Below are 18478 nucleotides of genomic sequence, written 5' to 3'. Positions count from 1 at the left end.
ATGCGTATCGCCACGTTCAACGTCAACTCGATCACCGCCCGGCTGCCGCGCCTGCTGGCCTGGCTGGAGAGCTCCGCCGCGGATGTCGTGTGCATCCAGGAGACCAAGTGCTCCGCGGAGCAGTTCCCGTACGAGGAGCTCCGCGCGCTGGGCTACGTGTCGGCCGTCAACGCCACCGGCCGGTGGAACGGCGTGGCCCTGCTCTCCAAGGTCGGGCTGGAGGACGTGGTCGTGGGGCTGCCCGGCGGGCCCGACTACGAGGGCGTCCAGGAGCCCCGCGCCATCTCCGCGACCTGCGGCGGCGTGCGCGTCTGGTCGGTGTACGTGCCCAACGGGCGCGAGGTCGAGCACGACCACTACGGCTACAAGCTGGACTGGTTCCGGGCCCTGTCCGCCGCCGTCGCGCAGGACGCGGCGGGGGAGCGCCCCTTCGCGGTGCTCGGCGACTTCAATGTGGCCCCGACCGACGAGGACGTCTACGACCCGGCGGTCTTCGAGGGCCTGACCCACGTCACCCCCGCCGAGCGGGCCGCCCTGGAGACGCTGCGGGCGGCCGGGCTCTCCGACGTCTTCCCGCGCGCGCTCAAGTACGACCGGCCGTACACCTTCTGGGACTACCGGATGCTGGCGTTCCCGAAGAACAGGGGCATGCGCATCGACCTGGTCTACGGCAACGAGGCCTTCACCAAGGCCGTCACCGACTCCTACGTGGACCGCGAGGAGCGCAAGGGCAAGGGCGCCTCCGACCACGCACCGGTCGTCGTCGACCTGGAGCTCTAGGCCGCCTGACCCCGCCCCGCGGGAGCCCCGAAGCGGGCGAGGCAGTGCCACACCTTCTTGAGGGCCTGCTCGTCGTCGTGGCCGGCGAGCAGGGCCTCCCCGATGATCCGGGGATCGAGCCGTCCGCCGGCCGCGATGGTCGCGCCCAGGTCCACGTACTCCTGTCCGCGGTAGTCGGGGTGCAGCCGCAGTTCCCCGACGGAAAGTTCGAACCCGCCGTGCCACTCCAGCGGACAGGGCAGGCGAAGCGCGGCGGCCTCCACCGCGGTGCCGCGGTAGCACGGGTCCAGGACCAGCGCCTCCACATCGCGGTCCAGCTCGACCGGTCCGTGCACCTGCGCCTCGACGTAGTCGTCCAGGGCGTCCTGGTCGTCGGCCTCGGCCAGCGCGATCAGCGGCATGCGGTCCGCGACACCGAAGTCCGTGGGTTCGAGGAAGCTGTCGGGATAGCAGAACGTGGTCCGTGCCAGGGACCCGGCGGTCAGCCGGAAGTGGGCGGACCCGAAGCGCGGCGCACCGCCGACCGGCTTGCGGCGGAAGTTCAGGGCCCCGTAGACGGGCCGCTCGTGGGCGGGTGCTTCGTCGTAGGCCTCGGCGAAGATCCTGCTCTCCCAGCGCCACCGGTCACCGCCGGGGTGGGCGGTCAGACCGCCGTTGCCCACGCCCGTGACGAACTGTGAGCTGTAGGTGCCCTCCCGTGCCAGGGCGTCCAGGATCGGTGTGCCGCGCACCTGCCGGTCCGGGTGGAAGTTGAGGGTCACGCGCAGGGCCGGATCCACGGGATCGCCGGACGAGAGCCCGGCGACGTGGCGCAGGGCCCGTTCCCGCGGGGTGGCTGGGGCCTCGGGGTTCATGGGGCCAGTCTCTCCGACGGTGAGCATCCGGTGCACGCGGATTGTCCTCAGGGCCTGTGATCCTCAGGCGCGCCCTATGGCCGGTCGCGGATCCTGGTGTCAGGCTGACCCCATGAACATCCCTTTTCTGGCCAACTGGATCAACCGACATGAAACGGACCGGGGCGCGGGACTCGCCGCGGCTCTCGCGGAGGATCCCGAGGGCATCAACGAGTTGTTCGCGGAATGCGAGATGCTGCGCGCCCACGCGCGCCAGGCCGGGCTCGAACTGGACGGGACTCCGGGCTCGTTGGAGGAGATCGACCAGCTGATGCCGCGCTGGCGCCGGGACCCGGAGATCACCCCGTGGCTCGGCAACGACGCGGGGTTCTACCTCGGGACCGTGATCGTCCGCTCCGTTCCGGGCGCCGCCTGGCATGTGTGGCCCAACGGGCAGCCGATGATCAGGCTGGCCTCGGGCCGTGAGCTCAACGTGGTCGAGTCGGGGGTCTCCTGGGCGATGACGGGATCCCCCGAGCTCAGCCAGGCGTACGCCGAGGCCTCGGAGGGCTGACGCCCGGCCGCCTCCGGGAGGCCGATCTCCACGGAAGGCTGACCTCGTGGGCCTTTATACGGCTTTTAGGCGTGTCGCGGTGAAGTGCCCTTCCGAGGCTGGATAGTTTGCGCTGACCTCGACACACCGACAAGTGGGCAGGGCAGCGTATGGCCGTCGATCCTTTGATCGAGCTGCGGGACGTCAACAAGCACTTCGGACAACTGCACGTCCTCCAGGACATCAACCTCACCGTCGGCCGCGGGGAGGTGGTGGTGGTCATCGGCCCCTCCGGCTCCGGGAAATCGACCCTGTGCCGGGCGATCAACCGGCTGGAGACCATCGAGTCGGGCACGATCACGCTCGACGGGAAACCGCTGCCGGCCGAGGGCAAGGAGCTCGCCGCGCTGCGCGCGGACGTGGGGATGGTCTTCCAGTCCTTCAACCTCTTCGCGCACAAGACGGTCCTCGCCAACGTCTCCCTCGCACAGGTCAAGGTGAGGAAGCGCAAGAAGGAGGAGGCGGACAAGCGCTCCCGCGAGCTCCTGGAGCGGGTCGGTCTCGCGAACCAGGCCGAGAAGTTCCCGGCCCAGCTCTCCGGCGGTCAGCAGCAGCGCGTGGCCATCGCCCGCGCGCTCGCCATGAACCCCAAGGCCCTCCTCTTCGACGAGCCCACCTCCGCGCTCGACCCGGAGATGATCAACGAGGTGCTGGAGGTCATGCAGCAGCTCGCCGCGGAGGGCATGACCATGGTCGTGGTCACCCACGAGATGGGCTTCGCCCGCTCCGCCGCCAACCGCGTCGTGTTCATGGCCGACGGGAAGATCGTCGAGGACCGGACCCCGGAGGCCTTCTTCACCGCCCCCGAGAGCGACCGGGCCAAGGACTTCCTCTCCAAGATCCTCAAGCACTGAGGGGCGGCCCGATGAGACTGCTTCCGATGCGAGCCCCGCGTACCCGCGTCCTGCCCGCCCTCGCCGCCACCCTCCTCCTCGTCGGCGGCCTCGCCGGCTGCGGGAAGTCCGGCAGTCCGCAGGTCAAGGGACCGCAGCCCGAGGACCTGCCCGTCTACCAGGTCGCCACCGGCTTCCAGCTGCCGGACTCCCCGACCTGGACGAAGGCCAAGAAGCGCGGTCACCTCGTGGTCGGCGCCAAGGAGGACCAGCCGTACATGGGGGAGAAGGACCCGGCGAGCGGCCGCTACTCCGGCTTCGACATCGAGATCGCCAAGATGATGTCCGCCTCGCTGGGCTTCGATCCCAAGTCGATCGAGTTCAAGACCATCGCCTCCGCCAACCGTGAGACGGCCCTGCAGAACGGCCAGATCGACTACTACGTCGGCACCTACACGATCAACGACAACCGCAAGAAGCAGGTCGGCTTCGCCGGCCCCTACTTCCTCGCCGGGCAGTCCCTGCTCGTGCGGAAGGGGGAGACGGAGATCAAGGGCCCCGAGGACCTCGCCGGCAAGAAGGTCTGCTCCGCCGTCGGCTCCACCCCCTACCAGCGGCTCCAGAAGGAGTTCCCGCGGGCCGTACTCGTCGCCTACGACACGTACTCGATCTGCGTGGACAACCTGCTGACCTATCAGGTCGACGCCGTCTCCACGGACGACTCCATCCTCCTCGGCTACGCGGCCAAGGTCCCCGAGGAGCTCAAGGTGGTCGGCAAACCCTTCTCTGAGGAGCCCTACGGCATCGGCGTTCCGCGCTCCGACAACGCCCTGCGGTTCGCCCTCGACGACGCCCTCGCCGAGAACGAGAAGAACGGCAACTGGAAGAAGGCCTACGAGGCCACGCTCGGCCTCTCCGGCGAGCCCGCGCCGACACCGCCCGCCATCGACCGCTACCCGGCGAGCTGAGGGGAGAGCGCACCGCCATGGACGTACTCACCGAAAACTTCTCGCTCTACGGGAAGGGCTTCCTGGGCACCGTGGAACTCACGGTCTACGCCTCCCTCGTCGCCCTGGTCCTCGGATTCCTGATGGCCTCCTTCCGCGTCGCCCCCGTCGGCTCCTTCCGGGTCTTCGGCACCGTCTGGGTGACCATCCTGCGCAACACCCCGCTCACCCTGCTCTTCTTCGCCGTCCTGCTCGGCCTGCCCCGCTTCGGCCTGGTCCTGCCCTTCCAGCTCTTCGCCGTGCTGGCCCTGGGCTGTTACACCTCGGCCTTCATCTGCGAGGCCCTGCGCTCGGGCATCAACACCGTGCCCAAGGGCCAGGGCGAGGCGGCCCGCAGCCTCGGCATGTCCTTCGGCCAGACCCTGGGCACGGTCGTCCTGCCCCAGGCCTTCCGCTCCGTCATCCCGCCCATCGGCTCCACGCTGATCGCGCTCGCCAAGAACTCCGCGATCGCGGGTGCGTTCAGCGTCACCGAGCTGCTGGGCACGTACAAGACCCTCAACGAGCTGGGCTACAGCATCATCTGGACCTTCGTCTGGATCGCGGTGGGCTACCTGATCATCACCCTGTCCATCAGCGCGCTGTTCAACGTGCTCGAGAAGCGCTTCGGAGTCGCCCGATGACCGCGCACGCGCTCCACGGTGACCTGGAGTCCACCGCCCTCTACGACCTGCCGGGCCCGCGCGCCCAGCGCCGCCACTTCTTCTACGGGATCGCCTCGACGGCCGTCATCCTCGGACTGCTCGGCTGGCTGCTCTACCTGCTCTTCGACACGAACCAGTTCACCGCCGCCAAGTGGAGCCCCTTCACCTACAAGGGCATCCAGGAACTGCTGCTCAAGGGCCTCTGGAACACCCTCAAGGCCTTCGCCTACGCCTCGGTGCTCTCGCTCGTGCTCGGAGCGGTGCTCGCGACCGGCCGGCTCTCGGTCCACCGGCCGGTGCGCTGGCTGTCCACGCTGTGCGTGGAGTTCTTCCGGGCCATGCCGGTGCTGGTGATGATCTTCTTCATCTTCGTCGCGCTCAAGGTCCAGCCGCTGCCCGCGCTGGTCGCCGGACTGACCCTGTACAACGGCTCGGTGCTGGCCGAGGTCTTCCGGACGGGCATCAACTCGGTGGAGAAGGGCCAGCGCGAGGCCGCGTACGCCCTGGGCATGCGCAAGACCCAGGTGATGACCTACATCCTGGCCCCGCAAGGGATCCGGGCGATGCTGCCCACGATCATCAGCCAGCTCGTCGTCGCCCTGAAGGACACCTCGCTCGGCTACCTGATCACCTATGAGGAGTTCCTGCACGCGGGCAAGCTGATCGCCGCCAACCTCGACTACGACCTGCCCTTCATCCCCGTAGTGATGATCATCTCGCCGATCTACATCGGGATGTGCATGCTCCTTTCCTGGTTCGCCACCTGGGTGGCCCGGCGCGAGCGCGGCAATCCCAAGACCAAGGCGGTCGGCATCGACATCGACACGGCCGACCCCTCAGCGGCGCTGCCGGGCCGGATCTGACCCGAGGGCGGAGCCCCCTGAGCCACACCCGGCCCGGCTGCAGCCGTGGATCACTGCTCGCGCAGCGGCACCGAGACGTACGAGGGATCGGTGCGCGGCGAGGAGAAGGTCAGCTGCGCGCCGGTCGGGTTGTGCTCGATGTACAGCGGGTCGACGCTGTCGACGACGACCGCGAGGCGGTGTCCGGCCGGGACGTCGTAGGCGGTGGAGAAGAGCTCCAGGTCCACGCCGAAGGACTGACCGGCCGGCTTGCCGTGGAAGGTGTACGGGGCGTTGCTGATCAGCTTCCCGATGCCGAGCGGGCCCACGTCGTAGAGGTACGCGACGAAGGTGCCGTCGGACTTCGAGGGGGTCAGCGTGGTGTGCACCTTGACCGTGCCCCGGACGCGGCGCTCCTTCTCGTAGCGCGGTGACTGCCAGACGGCGGCGAAGGCGCGGGGGAGCAGCGGGATGGAGGCGGCGGGCGGCGCCTGGGCGATCTGGTCGAGCAGGCTGGAGAGCATGACGATCCCGCCGTTGGCGCCGGAGTCGATGCCGGTGAACAGGTGCTCGCTGTCGGAGAGCATCAACTTCTCGGCGCCGCCGGAGCCGACGGACTTCCAGTCCGTGTAGCCCTCGTACCCGCCGTCGCTGCGGGGCTTGATCTGCACCGGGGCCTCGGTGTCGACGCCGTTGGCCGCGCCCTTGAGGTAGCGGTCGAACCAGCGGTGGGCGTTGGTCCAGGTGTCGTTGGGCAGTCCGAGGAGCCCGGTCAGCTCGGCGGTGGCGTGGTCGCCGGGGCGGAACTCCAGGCGCTTGGGGCCGGTCAGCTTCTCGAAGAACTTCGCGTACTGGTTGGGCGGGAAGATGGTGTCGCCCCAGGCGTTGCCGAGCATGATCGCGGCGCCGTTGGCGTTGATCGCGTCCACCTTCTCGGCGGCCGAGCGCTTCTTGCCCCACTCGATCATCTGCGGTTCCCGGTCCAGCTTCGAGCCGAGGAAGTCGCCGAGGATCTGCTGGAGTTCGGGGCCGGGCCGCCCGGTGAGGAAGCCGGCGCCACCGAGCAGGGCGGCGGCCTGGAGGTGCTGGGTGCGGCCGGAGTAGATGGACTCGATGAGATCGGCCCAGCCGCTGAGCGCGACCACGGCCTTGATGCGCGGATCGCTCGCGGAGGCCAGCAGGCTGATGCCGGCGCCGTACGAGACCCCGCCCGTGCCGATGTGGGCGGCGTCGGCCGGGGTGTTGGCGAGCGCCCAGTCGATGACGGCGGAGACGTCGGCGATGTCCTTCGGGCCCGCGGTCTCGATCTCGCCGCCGGAGAGCCAGAAGCCGCGGGAGGTGTAACTGACCACCACGTAGCCGGAGTCGGCGAGCTGCTTGGCCTGGGCGATGTATTCGATCTGCGGCATGCCCCAGCTCGTCGGCAGCACGATCAGCGGGTACTTCATGCCGGCTCGGGCGCCCGCCGGGGTGAAGACGTTGCCCTTGAGGGTGATGCCGCCGGAGCCGGGGATGTCGTGGAAGGTGATCGCCGACGAGGCCTCGGAGGTGATGGCGGTCGTGCGGGCGGGAGCCGCCTGGGCCTGATGGGGGGCCAGCCCCAGGGCGGCTGCTGCCAGTACGACCGCCATGGCAGTCGCGGTGCTGGTGGTGCGGACCGTGCGGACCATCGATCGCTCCTCGCGTGTGCCGGGTGTCAAAGTGACCCGACGGTAACGGGAGGGGCTTACCGCTAGTAACCCGTGAGTAAGTTACGTGCCGGTAACGATTGAACGAAGGTCAGTCGGCAGGGGTTGTCGGTGGGGGCCGGTCGGCAGGGGTCAGCCGACCTGCTGGGTGCCGGTGCCGGTCACGGCGCTCTTGCCCTGCCACTGCTCCCAGGTCATGTTCCACTCGCCGTAGCCGTTGCCGGGGTCCGGGTTGCCCTTGGAGCCCTTGCCCACGACCTCGAAGGGGTCGCCGACCTGCGCCGCCGCGAAGAAGGCCTTGGCGTTGGCGTCGCTCATCCCGACGCAGCCGGAACTGGTGTTGGCCCGGCCGAAGTTGGCGGTGTTCCACGGCGCGGCGTGCACGTACATGCCCGACCAGGTCAGCCGGATCGAGTAGTCGACGTCCTTGTCGTAGGCGTCGCCCAGGCCCACGGTCTCGGAGTTCATCCGGATCGTGCCCTCCTTCGCCATCAGGACCATCTTGCCGTCCCAGGAGGCCTTCTTGCCGCCCGGAGTGCCGGCCGAGATCGGGATGGTGTCGACGGTCTGGCCGCCTTCGGTGACCGACATCTGCTTGGAGTTGAGGTCCACCTTGATCTGGCGGTCCTTGCCGATCTTGAACTCAGTGTTGTAGTCCTTCACGAACATCCCACCGCCCGGGCCGGAGTCGACACCGTTCAGGTTCATCTGGACCTTCACGTCGGTGCCGGACTTCCAGTACTCCTTGGGGCGCCAGTCCACCCGGTCCCGGCCCGAGTAGTCCTTGATCCAGCCCCAGGAGCCCACGGTGTTGTCCGAGGTGGTGACCTTGAGCTGCTTCTCGACCTCGGCCTTGTTCTTCACCGGGTTGTCGAAGACGATCGAGACCGGCATGGCCACACCCACGGTGGCGCCCTTGGAGATGTTGATCGAGACCTTGTTCACCTTGTCGGGAGCCGAGGTCTTGAACGTGGTGGTCGCGCTCTGGCTGTCCGTGTTCTGGGCCTCGACCTTGTACTCCGCCGAGGGCAGGGCGTTGCCCTGCGAGGTCCAGGTCTTGCCGTCCTCGGATATCTGCCCGGGCAGCTCCCCGCCCTTGGCGTCCGTGACCTTCACGGAGGCGAGCTTCCCGTCCGCGATCGTCACGGTCACCGGCGCGCCCGCCTTCACCTGGTCGCCGGTGAGGTTCACCGAGACCGCCATGGCCGGCTTCTCCTTCATCTCAGCCTTGGCTCCGCCACCCGCGGCGGCGCCACCACCGCAGGCCGCAAGTGAGGCGGCCAGCAAAGCGGTACCGGCCGCGATGGCGGTGCGGCTGCGTACAGAGAAGACCCGGCGTGTGCGGCTCAACGAAAACCCCTCCGAAGTAATGATCGTCCGCAAAAGAAGATGCGCACGGAACAACTCTAGGTTGCGGGAGATCAGGAAAACTTCAGGATTTCCCATGTGACATGGACCGCAGCGATACGGTCATCGTCCGGTCACAATCGCCGGACACGGCGGTCACGGGCACCTGTGAGAGTCCTGTACATCCACCGATTTGGGCGTACAGGACGTACAGGAAGGCCGGTCAGCCGTGTGTGCACTGCTCGTGACCCCCACCCAGCCGCAGCAGACCCGAAGCCGGGACAGGGAGCTCACCGTGCGCTCGCTGTCCGTTCCGGAATATCAGGCATTCCTTTCCCGGCATGGCCGGGCCAGCTTTCTCCAGTACCCGTCCTGGGGTGACGTAAAGGACCTTTGGCGCTCGGAAAGGGTCGGATGGCACTACCCCGGCGGTGAATTGGAGGGGGCCGGGCTCGTTCTCTACCGTCAATTCCCGGGCACCCGCAAATACTTCGCCTACCTGCCCGAAGGGCCCGTCGCCGACTGGGCCGACCCCGACATCGACCGCTGGCTGACCCCCCTCAAGAACCACCTCAAGGCCTCCGGCGCCTTCGCCGTCCGCATCGGTCCGACCCCCGCCTACCGCCGCTGGGACGCGGCCGCCGCCAAGGCCGGCACCGGCCCGGGCCGGCAGATCTCCGACGTGCTCGCCACCGAGGTCGACCCGGTCGGCGCCGCGCTCGCCGACCGGCTGCGCACCCGCGGCTGGAAGCGCTGCGGGGGCGAGGACGATGGCGACGCCCAGCCCCGCCACGTCTTCCGCGTCCCGCTCGCCGGGCGCACCCTCGACGACCTGTGGTCGGGACTGAACCAGGAATGGCGGCGCAATGTGCGCAAGGCCACGAAGGCGGGGGTCGAGACGGTCCTCGGAGGCGCCGCCGAGCTCCCCGAGTTCTACCGGCTGCTGCGCATCACCGAGGAACGCGACGGCTTCCGCCTCGGCCGCTCGCTCGCGTACTACCAGCAGCAGTACGAGGTCCTGAACGCCGAGGAACCCGGCCGCATGCGCCTCTACCTGGGCATCCACCAGGGCGAGATCCTCGCCGCGCACACCATGATCGTGGCCGGCAGCCGGGTCTGGTACCAGACCGGCGCCTCCGCGGACCACCGCCGCGAGGTCCGCCCCAGCAACGCCCTGCAGTGGCGCATGATGTGTGACGCACATGCCCTCGGAGCGGACGAATACGACATGCGCGGGGTACCCTCCACCCTCGACCCCGACGAACGTTCCTTCGGGCTGCTGCGCTGGAAGCTCGGCACCGGCGGGCAGGTCGTCGAAACCCTCGGCGAGTGGGAGACCTCCATGGACGGATACGCCAACACGGCCCTCTACAAGGCTTTCCAGGCGTACATGGCCCGCCGGTGACCCTCGCAGACCCCAGAGCGGCCGGCACCCCGGCCGCGCAGGACACCGCCGCCGCGGCGGCGACCGGCCCCGGCACCGACAGCGCGGCACCGAAGAAGACCTCGGTGCTGCGCAGCGGCGCGCTCATGGCCGCCGGCTCGATCGTCTCGCGCGCCACCGGCTTCGTCCGCTCCGCCGTGATCGGCGCCGCGCTCGGCACCGCCTTGCTCGGCGACGGCTACGCGGTCGCCAACACCGTCCCGAACATCCTGTACATCCTGCTCATCGGCGGCGCCCTCAACGCCGTCTTCGTGCCCGAGCTGGTCCGCGCCGCCAAGGAGCACGCCGACGGCGGCGCCGCCTACACCGACCGGCTGCTCACCGTCTGCACGGCCGCGCTGGTGGTGCTCACCGCCGCCGCCGTCCTGGCCGCCCCGCTGATCGTCTCGGCGTACACCGGCTACAGCGGCGCCCAGCAGTCCACCACCGTGGCCCTGGCCCGGTACTGCCTCCCGCAGATCCTGTTCTACGGGCTGTTCACGCTGCTGGGGCAGGTGCTCAACGCCCGCGGCCGGTTCGGCGCCATGATGTGGACCCCGGTCCTCAACAACCTCGTCGTCATCGCCGTCTTCGCGCTGTTCCTCACCCTCTCGAACGGGTCCGGTGGAACGCTGAGCGCCTCCGACACCCGGCTGCTGGGCATCGGCACCACCGCCGGCATCGTCGTCCAGGCCCTCGGCCTGATCCCCTCGCTGCGCGCCGCCCGCTTCCGCTGGCGGCCCCGCTTCGACTGGCGCGGCAGCGGCCTGGCCCGCCCGCTGCGCAACGCGGGCTGGCTCGTCATGCTCGTCCTGACCAACCAGATCGCGTACTGGGTCGTGACCCGGCTCTCCACCGCCACCGGCGAGCACGCCGTCGCCGAGGGCCTCGCGGGCGGCGCCGGCTACCTCGCCTACAGCAACGCCTACCTGCTGTGGATGGTCCCGCAGGGCATCATCACCGTCTCCCTCGTCACCGCCCTCATGCCCCGGATGAGCGCCGCCGCCACCGACGGCGACCTCGCGGGCGTGCGCAAGGACGTCTCCTACGCGCTGCGCTCCAGCGCGGCCCTGGTCGTCCCTGCCGCCGCGCTCTACGCAGCCCTCGCCCCCTGGGTGATCGGCGCCGTCTTCGAGCACGGCCGCACCGGCGCCGCCGACGTGACCGTCATGGCCGGCATGCTCGCCGCCTTCGCACCGGGCCTCATCGCCTACTCCGCGCAGTACGTGCTCTCCCGCGGCTTCTACGCCCTCTCCGACACCCGGACCCCCTTCTTCCTCAACCTCTCCATCGCCGCCCTCAACGCCGGGCTGTCGGCCGCCGCGTACCTCCTGCTGCCGCCGCGCTGGGCGGTCACGGGCATGGCCGCGGCCTGCTCGGTCGCCTACGTGGTGGGCGCGGCCGTCACCGCGTACGTGCTGTCCCGGCGGCTCGGCCCGCGTGCGGGGACCCGTAAGGAACGCCGGAACACCGCCGTACGGACCCACCTGCGGCTCCTCGCCGCCTGCGCCCCGGCGGCCGTCGCCGGGTACGCCGCGGCGCGCTCCGCCGACCGGTTCGCGGACCTCCCCGGGATGCTCGGGAACATCACCGGGGCCGCGGCGGGAACCGTGGTGATCGTCCTCGTCGTCGTACTCCTCGCCCGCCCCCTGCGGATCACGGAGATCACCGACCTGCTGGCCTCCGTACGGCGCAGAACCGGCCGCTAGGCCGGACCCGCTCCCGGCCGCCCATATCGGCCGAAAGCGGGAGGGGACCGATCGACGACCCTGGAATACTGACCCGATGCCACGCGTACTGCTGATCGAGGACGACCCTTCCATCAGGGAGGGCGTGGGTCTCGGCCTGCGCCGCCGAGGCCACGACGTGAGCGCCGCCGAGACCGGCGAGGCCGGACTCGAACTCATGGCGAGCTTCCACCCCGAGCTCGTCCTGCTCGACCTGATGCTGCCCGGCATCAACGGAGTCCAGGTCTGCCGCCGGATCCGCGAGACCAGCCAGGTCCCGATCATCATGCTCACCGCACGCGGCGACGACTTCGACATAGTCGTCGGCCTGGAGGCCGGCGCCGACGACTACATCGTCAAACCCGCCCGCACCGAGGTCATCGAAGCCCGCATCAAGGCCGTGCTGCGCCGCCTCAGCGAGCCCGCGGGCAGCCGCCCCGACGTGGAGTTCCACGGCGAGCTGGCCGTCGACCGGGCCGGGCTCACCGTCGCCAGGAACGGCGAGCGCCTCCCGCTGGCCCCCAGCGAGATCAAGCTCCTGCTGCACCTGTCGGCCTCGCCCGAGCAGGTCTTCTCGCGCCAGCAGCTCCTCGAATACGTCTGGGAGCACAGCTACCACGCCGACGCCCGGCTGGTGGACGCCTGCGTACGCCGCCTGCGCCACAAGATCGAGGACCCCGACGGCGCCCCCCGCTACATACAGACCGTGCGCGGCTTCGGCTACCGCTTCGGCCCGCTGTAAGCGCCGCGCATGAGACGTTTCGCACCGCTGGGCCTGCGCACCCGGCTGATCGCCGCCTTCCTGCTGGTCGCCGCCATCTGCGCGGTGAGCACGGCCGCACTCACCTACCAGCAGGCGCGCAACGCGATCCTCAAGCAGAGCCAGGACACCGCCGTCAGCACCCTGCGCGACCTGGTCGACTCCCAGTACACCCAACTGCCCATGGGGCAGGCCGAACTCCAGCGGCTCGTCGGGGAACTGGGCAAGCGCGGCCAGCCGCACCCCTGGATCGTCTACGGGGAGTACGGAAAGCTCCGCGCCACCTCCAACCAGGGCGGCGCGACCACCTCGCCCTCCGTCACCGAACAGCTCCGCCGCCAGGTGACCTCGCATCCGCACGGGGCCTTCCAGCGCACGGAGGACCGGAACGGCAACCTCTCCCTCGTCGTGGGCATGCCCGCCGTCTTCAAGTACGGCGAGGCCTACGAGAACACCGGGGCCGTCTTCTACGCCGTCGTGCCTCTGGACAGCGAGCAGACCACCGTCCAGGCCCTGGTCGCCGCCGCCCGCATGGGCGCCGTACCCGGCCTGGCGATCGCCCTGATCCCCGCCCTGCTCGCGGCGCGCAGCGTCCTGAGGCCCGTACGGGACATGCGCAAGGCCGCGCAGCGGCTGGGGCGCGGCCGGCTCGACACCCGGATCGAGGTGCGCGGGGCCGACGAACTCGCCGGACTCGCCCGCACCTTCAACGAGACGGCCCGCGCACTCGAACAGTCGGTCAGCGAACTCCGGGAGGCCGAGGCCCGCGCCCGCCGCTTCGCCGCCGACGTCTCCCACGAACTGCGCACCCCGCTCGCCGGGATGCTCGCCGTCACCGAGGTGCTCGACGAGGGCGCCGAGGACCTGGACGCCGACACCGCCAAGGCGCTGCGCCTGATCAGCGCCGAGACCGGGAAGCTCGCCGTGCTCGTCGAGGACCTCATGGAGATCTCCCGGTTCGACGCCCGCGCCGCCGAGCTCAACCTCGACGAGGTGGACGTCGCCGAGGCCGTCACCAAGACCCTGGAACGCCGCCACTGGACCGACGGGCGGGTCAGCACCGACCTGCCCCCGGACGTCCGCGCCCGGCTCGACCCGCGCCGCTTCGACGTGGTCCTCGCCAACCTCGTGGGCAACGCCCTCAAACACGGCGGGACCCCGGTCCGCGTCTCGGTCCGCACCGGGAGCGGGCCCGAGGGGGCACGGCTGCTCGTCGAGGTCGCCGACAGCGGGCCCGGCATCGCCCCCGAGGTGCTGCCGCACATCTTCGACCGGTTCTTCAAGGCCGACGCCGCCCGCACCCGTTCCACGGGCAGCGGCCTGGGACTGGCCATCACCCTGGAGAACGTCCGCCTGCACGGCGGTACCCTGCGCGCCGCCAACGGCCCCGGCGGAGGCGCGCTCTTCACCCTCGACATGCCGCTGGAGGCCCGCGTATGACCAGGGTGCGCAGGGCCGCGGCCGCGGCCGCGCTGACCGTCCCGCTGCTGCTCGCCACCGGCTGCGGCATCGCCACCACCGGGGTCGTCGAGAGCGGCCGCGCCGGGACCGTGAAACTGGCCACCGCGCCGGACCCGGGCCTGCTGTACTTCATCGCGCCGGACGGCGCGCTCGTCCCGGTCCCGGTCTCCGACCGGATGCAGCGGCCGGACATCGGCTTCACGATCGGCGTCCTGCTGGAGGGGCCGGGCGAGGCCGCGCGGGAGGCCGGTCTGACCACCGAGATCCCGGTGCGCGAGATCAGGTCCGCGGACGGCACGGGCTACGCGCGGGCGGCCGTCAAGTCCGACAGCGACGGGAAGACCCTGCGCGTCGTCCTGCCCATCCCGGTCGAGCCGCTGTCCGGAGCGGCCCTGCGCCAGCTGGCGTGCACGGCACTCGCGGCGGCGCACACCAGCCCGGCCCCCGAGATCCTCCTCATCGGCACCGAGTCCAGGGAACGGCCCGCGGTGTGCGAGACCCGGCCGGGGACCGCCGCGGACCAGCAGGGCTGACTCCGGGCCGGCCGGCACGTCGGTCACGTCGGCGACGGCCGTCACGTCGGTTGCGGCCGTCACGTCGGTCGCGGCCGTCACGTCGGTCACGGTCCGCGGAGCCCCCTTGCGGGCCGGGCCGCGCCCCGCCACCGTGTGGCGCATGGACCAAGGACCGGCCCCCGACGTCTTCGACCCGCGCCTCTACGCCGAAGGCGTCCCGTACGAGCGCTACCGCCTGCTGCGCGACCACCGGCCGGTGGCCTGGCAGCGCGAGCCCGAGGTGCTCGGCTGGCCCGCGGGCCCCGGCTTCTGGGCCGTCACCCGGCACGCCGACGTGGTCCGGGTGCTGCGCGACCACCAGACGTACTCCTCGCACCTGGGCGCCACCCAGATCCGCGACCCCGACCCGGCCGACCTGCCGTTCCTGCGGCGCACCATGCTCAACCAGGATCCCCCCGAGCACGGGACCCTGCGCCGGACCGTGGCCCGCGCCTTCACCCCGGCCCGCGTCGACGCCTTCGCCGCCCGGGTCCGCGGCCGCGCCCGTACGCTGCTGCGCGCCGCCCGCGACGGCGCCGAGGACGGGGCCGCCGACCTGGTGCGCACCGTCACCGACGAGTACGCCCTGCTGAACCTCACCGACCTGCTGGGCGTCCCGGCCGCCGACCGGGGCCTGCTGCTGGAGTGGACCGTACGGATCATCGGGTACCAGGACCCCGAGGACGCACCGGCGCCGCTCCTCGGCCCGGACGGGAAGCCGCTGAACCCGCGCTCGCCCGCGCTGCTGGGGGAGATGTTCGCCTACGCCCGCGAGCTGGCCGCGTACAAACGGGCCCACCCGGGGGACGACGTGATGACCGCCCTCGCGCTCGCCGGACTCCAGGACGCGGAGCTGGAGATGTTCTTCTTCCTGCTCACCGTCGCGGGCAACGACACCGTGCGCAGCGCCGCGCCCGGCGGCCTGCTCGCCCTGGCCCGCGACCCGGGCGCCTACGCCGCCCTCGCCGACGGCCGGGTCCCTCCGGCCCGGGCCGTGGAGGAACTCCTGCGCGTGCACCCGCCGGTGCTGAGTTTTCGCCGCACCGCCGCCGCCGACACCGAGCTCGCCGGACAGCGGATCCGGGCCGGTGACAAGGTGGTGGTGTTCCACGCCTCCGCCAATCACGACGAGCGCGTCTTCACCGACCCCGACCGCCTCGACCTCGGCCGCGCCCCCAACCCGCACGTCTCCTTCGGCGACGGCCCGCACGTGTGCCTGGGCGCGCATTTCGCCCGGCTCCAGCTGCGCGTGCTCCACGAGGAGTGGGCCGCCTCCATGCCGGCGCCCGAACTGGCAGGTCCGCCGCGCCGGTTGGTGTCGAACTTCATCAACGGGATCACACGGCTGCCGCTGCGGGTGTCCGGGCCGGGCCGGTGACGTCGGCGACCAGCTCCGTGACATCGGGGCCGTAGGCATCGGAGTTGATCACCTTGAGCAGGACGCAGAAGGAGTCGTCCCCGTAGGAGTCGGCCAGTTTCCGGTGGTACCGGGCCAGGTAGCGGGCCGCGGCCTGATTGCTGATGGCGGTCTGCCCGCACAGCAGGAACACCGGCCGGGACCCCTGCCCGGTCGTCAGGCGCGCCAGCAGCACGTGCTCGACGAGGCCCTTCTGCCAGCGGTAGGTCTCCCCGCCCACGGTGATGGCCCCGCGGTCCGGTACCGGCTCGCTGGAGACGATGATCCGCACCCCGGGGAGCATGGAGGCCAGATGGGCCGTGGTCCGGGCGTTGGAGGAGGGCCCGCCCACGCAGAACTCGGCCCGCTCGCCGAAGCCCTGACGGGCTCCGTCGTGGGTGACGATCTGCACGTTCGCCCCGCAGTCCTTGATCAGGGCGGATATCTCCAGCAGCGCGAAGGCATCGTTGCGGTGCAGGGAGGAATCGGTGCCGCCCATCTGCCGGTTGACCACGAACAGGCAGTCCGAGCCGGCCGGCAGTCCGAAGAAGGCCTGCTTGCGGCGCAGGGCGCGGCGCCACAGATAGGTCCGGGTGAACCAGCCGAACCCGCCGCTGCATGCGGTGGCTATCACCCCGAGCACGATGTTGCGGACGTCCTCATTCATGCGGCGGATCGTAGTCCTCACGCCGCCGTCATGACGCGGTGGGTGCACGGAAGTTAGGCTGCCGCTCCAAGGTCTGACAGGCAGTCGACTGGAGGAACCGAATGCGTGGTCCCGCCGCACGTAACTTAGCGCTCGTCGCCCTCGCCGGGGCGCTCGTCTCGACCGGGGCGGCCGCCCCGTCGTCGCTGGGCGCCGCACCGCCGAAGGTCCCGGTGGCCGCGGGCTACGGCGGAGCCGTCGCCAGCGTCGACGCCGATGCCAGCGCGGTGGGCATCGCCGTCCTGCGCTCCGGCGGCAACGCCGTGGACGCGGCCGTCGCGACGGCCGCCGCGCTCGGGGTCACCGAGCCGTACTCCGCCGGGATCGGCGGGGGCGGGTACTTCGTGTACTACGACGCCCGGTCCGGCCGGGTCCGTACCATCGACGGGCGCGAGACGGCCCCGGCGACGGCCACCGCCGAGCTGTTCCAGGAGGACGGGAAGCCGATCCCCTTCGCGGAGGGCCAGACCAGCGGCCGTGGCGTCGGCGTCCCCGGTACGCCGGCGACCTGGCAGAGCGCGCTGGAGTCCTGGGGCACCCGTCCACTGGGCCAACTCCTCAAGCCCGCCGAGAAACTGGCCCGCGAGGGCTTCACCGTGGACTCCACCTTCCGGGCCCAGACCGAGCTCAACGAGGCCCGGTTCAGGGACTTCCCCGACACGCGGGAGCTCTTCCTGCCCGGCGGCGCCCTCCCGGTGGTCGGCTCCACCTTCAAGAACCCCGACCTGGCCGCCACGTACGCCGAGCTCGCCCGCAAGGGCGCGGGCGCGCTCTACCGGGGCAGGCTGGCCGAGGACATCGTCCGGGCCGTGCGCACGCCCCCGGTGGACCCGGACGCCACCCGCGTGGTCCGCTCCGGCGATCTGACGACCAGGGACCTGCGCGCGTACGAGACCAAGCGGCAGGACCCGACCCGGGTCGGCTACCGGGGCCTGGACGTCTACAGCATGGCCCCGTCCTCCTCCGGCGGCACCACCGTCGGCGAGGCGCTGAACATCCTGGAGCGCACCGACCTCGGCGCGCTCAGCGAAGCCCAGTACCTGCACCGCTTCATCGAGGCCTCCCGGATCTCCTTCGCGGACCGGGGCCGCTGGGTCGGCGACCCGGCCGCCGAGGACGTGCCCACGAAGGAGCTGCTCTCGCAGGCCTACGCGGACTCGCGCGGCTGCCTCATCGACCCGGCCAAGACGCTGACCAGTCCGCTGGCTCCGGGGGATCCCCGCAAGCCGGCCGCCTGCGGCGGCTCCGGGCAGGCCGCCCCGACCACGTACGAGGGGGAGAACACCACGCACCTGACGGTCGCCGACCGCTGGGGCAACGTGGTCTCCTACACGCTGACCATCGAGTCGACCGGCGGCAGCGCCATCACCGTCCCGGGGCGCGGCTTCCTGCTCAACAACGAGCTGACCGACTTCTCCTTCGCCCCGGCGGCGCCAGGCGTCCCCGACCCGAACCTGCCGGGACCCGGCAAGCGGCCGCGCTCGTCGATGTCGCCGACCATCGTGCTGGAGGACGGGCGCCCGGTGCTGGCGCTGGGCTCCCCGGGCGGGGCGACCATCATCACCACGGTGCTCCAGACCCTGACCGGGCACCTGGACCGCGGGCTGCCGCTGGTCGACGCCATCGCGGCGCCGCGGGCCAGCCAGCGCAACCAGACCACCACCGAGCTGGAGCCGGGCCTGTGGAACAGCCCGGTCCGGGCGGAGCTGGAGGCCCTCGGCCAGGGCTTCCGGCAGAACCCGGAGATCGGCGCGGCCACGGGGGTCCAGCGACTGCCCGACGGGCGGTGGCTGGCCGCGGCCGAGACGAGCCGACGGGGCGGAGGCTCGGCGATGGTGGTGCGCCCGTACGGGGGGCGGTAGGC

Annotated in this window: 17 protein-coding genes; 13 read left to right on the top strand and 4 right to left on the bottom strand. The window is 71.0% G+C overall.

Translation table 11 applies throughout. The features are described 5' to 3' along the window. Entirely contained in the window at positions 1 to 780 is a 780-nt protein-coding gene (locus OG435_RS40890) for an exodeoxyribonuclease III (RefSeq protein WP_266885181.1), read from the top strand. On the opposite strand, the gene OG435_RS40885 is transcribed toward OG435_RS40890, so the two are convergent. Beyond that, positions 777 to 1634, bottom strand: coding sequence for a DUF3626 domain-containing protein (locus tag OG435_RS40885; protein WP_266885179.1), 858 nt, complete (start codon positions 1632 to 1634; stop codon positions 777 to 779). The genes OG435_RS40890 and OG435_RS40885 overlap by 4 nt on opposite strands. 112 nt (positions 1635 to 1746) lie before the next feature. On the opposite strand from OG435_RS40885, the gene OG435_RS40880 reads away from it, so the two are divergent. The 5 genes from OG435_RS40880 (at position 1747) to OG435_RS40860 (ending at position 5573) form a co-directional block, all read left to right on the top strand. After that, positions 1747 to 2187: a DUF6278 family protein gene (locus tag OG435_RS40880; RefSeq protein WP_266885177.1), complete on the top strand. Its 441-nt coding sequence runs from the start codon at positions 1747 to 1749 to the stop codon at positions 2185 to 2187. Positions 2188 to 2336: 149 nt separating this feature from the next. Further along, positions 2337 to 3080 (top strand): amino acid ABC transporter ATP-binding protein, encoded by a 744-nt coding sequence (locus tag OG435_RS40875; RefSeq protein ID WP_266885175.1) that lies wholly within the window; start codon positions 2337 to 2339, stop codon positions 3078 to 3080. A 26-nt stretch (positions 3081 to 3106) separates the two neighbouring features. Continuing rightward, positions 3107 to 4027, top strand: coding sequence for a glutamate ABC transporter substrate-binding protein (locus tag OG435_RS40870; protein ID WP_266885173.1), 921 nt, complete (start codon positions 3107 to 3109; stop codon positions 4025 to 4027). Positions 4028 to 4044: 17 nt separating this feature from the next. Beyond that, on the top strand, positions 4045 to 4689 hold the full coding sequence (locus tag OG435_RS40865; protein ID WP_266885171.1) for an amino acid ABC transporter permease: 645 nt from the start codon (positions 4045 to 4047) through the stop codon (positions 4687 to 4689). Beyond that, positions 4686 to 5573: an amino acid ABC transporter permease gene (locus OG435_RS40860; RefSeq protein ID WP_266885168.1), complete on the top strand. Its 888-nt coding sequence runs from the start codon at positions 4686 to 4688 to the stop codon at positions 5571 to 5573. The genes OG435_RS40865 and OG435_RS40860 overlap by 4 nt, the downstream gene beginning before the upstream one ends. A gap of 50 nt (positions 5574 to 5623) precedes the next feature. On the opposite strand, the gene OG435_RS40855 is transcribed toward OG435_RS40860, so the two are convergent. Together OG435_RS40855 and OG435_RS40850 are read right to left on the bottom strand one after the other, a co-directional pair. Beyond that, positions 5624 to 7222: a CocE/NonD family hydrolase gene (locus tag OG435_RS40855; RefSeq protein WP_266885166.1), complete on the bottom strand. Its 1599-nt coding sequence runs from the start codon at positions 7220 to 7222 to the stop codon at positions 5624 to 5626. Between the two features lie 150 nt (positions 7223 to 7372). Next, complete coding sequence (locus OG435_RS40850) at positions 7373 to 8590, bottom strand: L,D-transpeptidase (protein WP_266885164.1); 1218 nt, start codon at positions 8588 to 8590, stop codon at positions 7373 to 7375. A gap of 226 nt (positions 8591 to 8816) precedes the next feature. Between OG435_RS40850 and OG435_RS40845 the strand changes: the two genes are divergently transcribed. From OG435_RS40845 to OG435_RS40820, 6 genes are all read left to right on the top strand, one after another. Beyond that, positions 8817 to 9992 carry a lipid II:glycine glycyltransferase FemX gene (locus OG435_RS40845; RefSeq protein ID WP_266885162.1) on the top strand — a complete coding sequence of 392 codons (1176 nt, stop codon included), beginning with the start codon at positions 8817 to 8819 and terminating at the stop codon, positions 9990 to 9992. Then, positions 9989 to 11719 (top strand): murein biosynthesis integral membrane protein MurJ, encoded by a 1731-nt coding sequence (gene murJ, locus OG435_RS40840; RefSeq protein WP_430625826.1) that lies wholly within the window; start codon positions 9989 to 9991, stop codon positions 11717 to 11719. The genes OG435_RS40845 and murJ overlap by 4 nt, the downstream gene beginning before the upstream one ends. Before the next feature lie 76 nt (positions 11720 to 11795). Then, the gene (locus tag OG435_RS40835) at positions 11796 to 12479 is read left to right on the top strand and encodes a response regulator transcription factor (RefSeq protein ID WP_266885160.1); all 684 of its coding nucleotides are present in this window, start codon (positions 11796 to 11798) and stop codon (positions 12477 to 12479) included. A 9-nt stretch (positions 12480 to 12488) separates the two neighbouring features. Continuing rightward, complete coding sequence (locus OG435_RS40830) at positions 12489 to 13937, top strand: sensor histidine kinase (protein WP_266885158.1); 1449 nt, start codon at positions 12489 to 12491, stop codon at positions 13935 to 13937. After that, positions 13934 to 14491, top strand: a complete 558-nt coding sequence (locus OG435_RS40825) for a hypothetical protein (protein WP_266885156.1) — start codon at positions 13934 to 13936, stop codon at positions 14489 to 14491. The genes OG435_RS40830 and OG435_RS40825 overlap by 4 nt, the downstream gene beginning before the upstream one ends. A gap of 142 nt (positions 14492 to 14633) precedes the next feature. Then, positions 14634 to 15890 (top strand): cytochrome P450, encoded by a 1257-nt coding sequence (locus OG435_RS40820; protein WP_266885154.1) that lies wholly within the window; start codon positions 14634 to 14636, stop codon positions 15888 to 15890. On the opposite strand, the gene OG435_RS40815 is transcribed toward OG435_RS40820, so the two are convergent. Next, entirely contained in the window at positions 15850 to 16575 is a 726-nt protein-coding gene (locus OG435_RS40815; RefSeq protein WP_266885152.1) for a hypothetical protein, read from the bottom strand. The two genes, OG435_RS40820 and OG435_RS40815, sit on opposite strands and share 41 nt — an antisense overlap. A 101-nt stretch (positions 16576 to 16676) precedes the next feature. On the opposite strand from OG435_RS40815, the gene ggt reads away from it, so the two are divergent. Further along, positions 16677 to 18476 carry a gamma-glutamyltransferase gene (ggt, locus tag OG435_RS40810; RefSeq protein ID WP_266885150.1) on the top strand — a complete coding sequence of 600 codons (1800 nt, stop codon included), beginning with the start codon at positions 16677 to 16679 and terminating at the stop codon, positions 18474 to 18476. Positions 18477 to 18478: the final 2 nt, after the last annotated feature.

The organism is Streptomyces sp. NBC_01264 (assembly GCF_026340675.1).
Taxonomy (GTDB): Bacteria; Actinomycetota; Actinomycetes; order Streptomycetales; family Streptomycetaceae; genus Streptomyces.
Note: the sequence above shows the minus strand (reverse complement) of the source record. Positions and strands in the feature narration are given on the sequence as shown.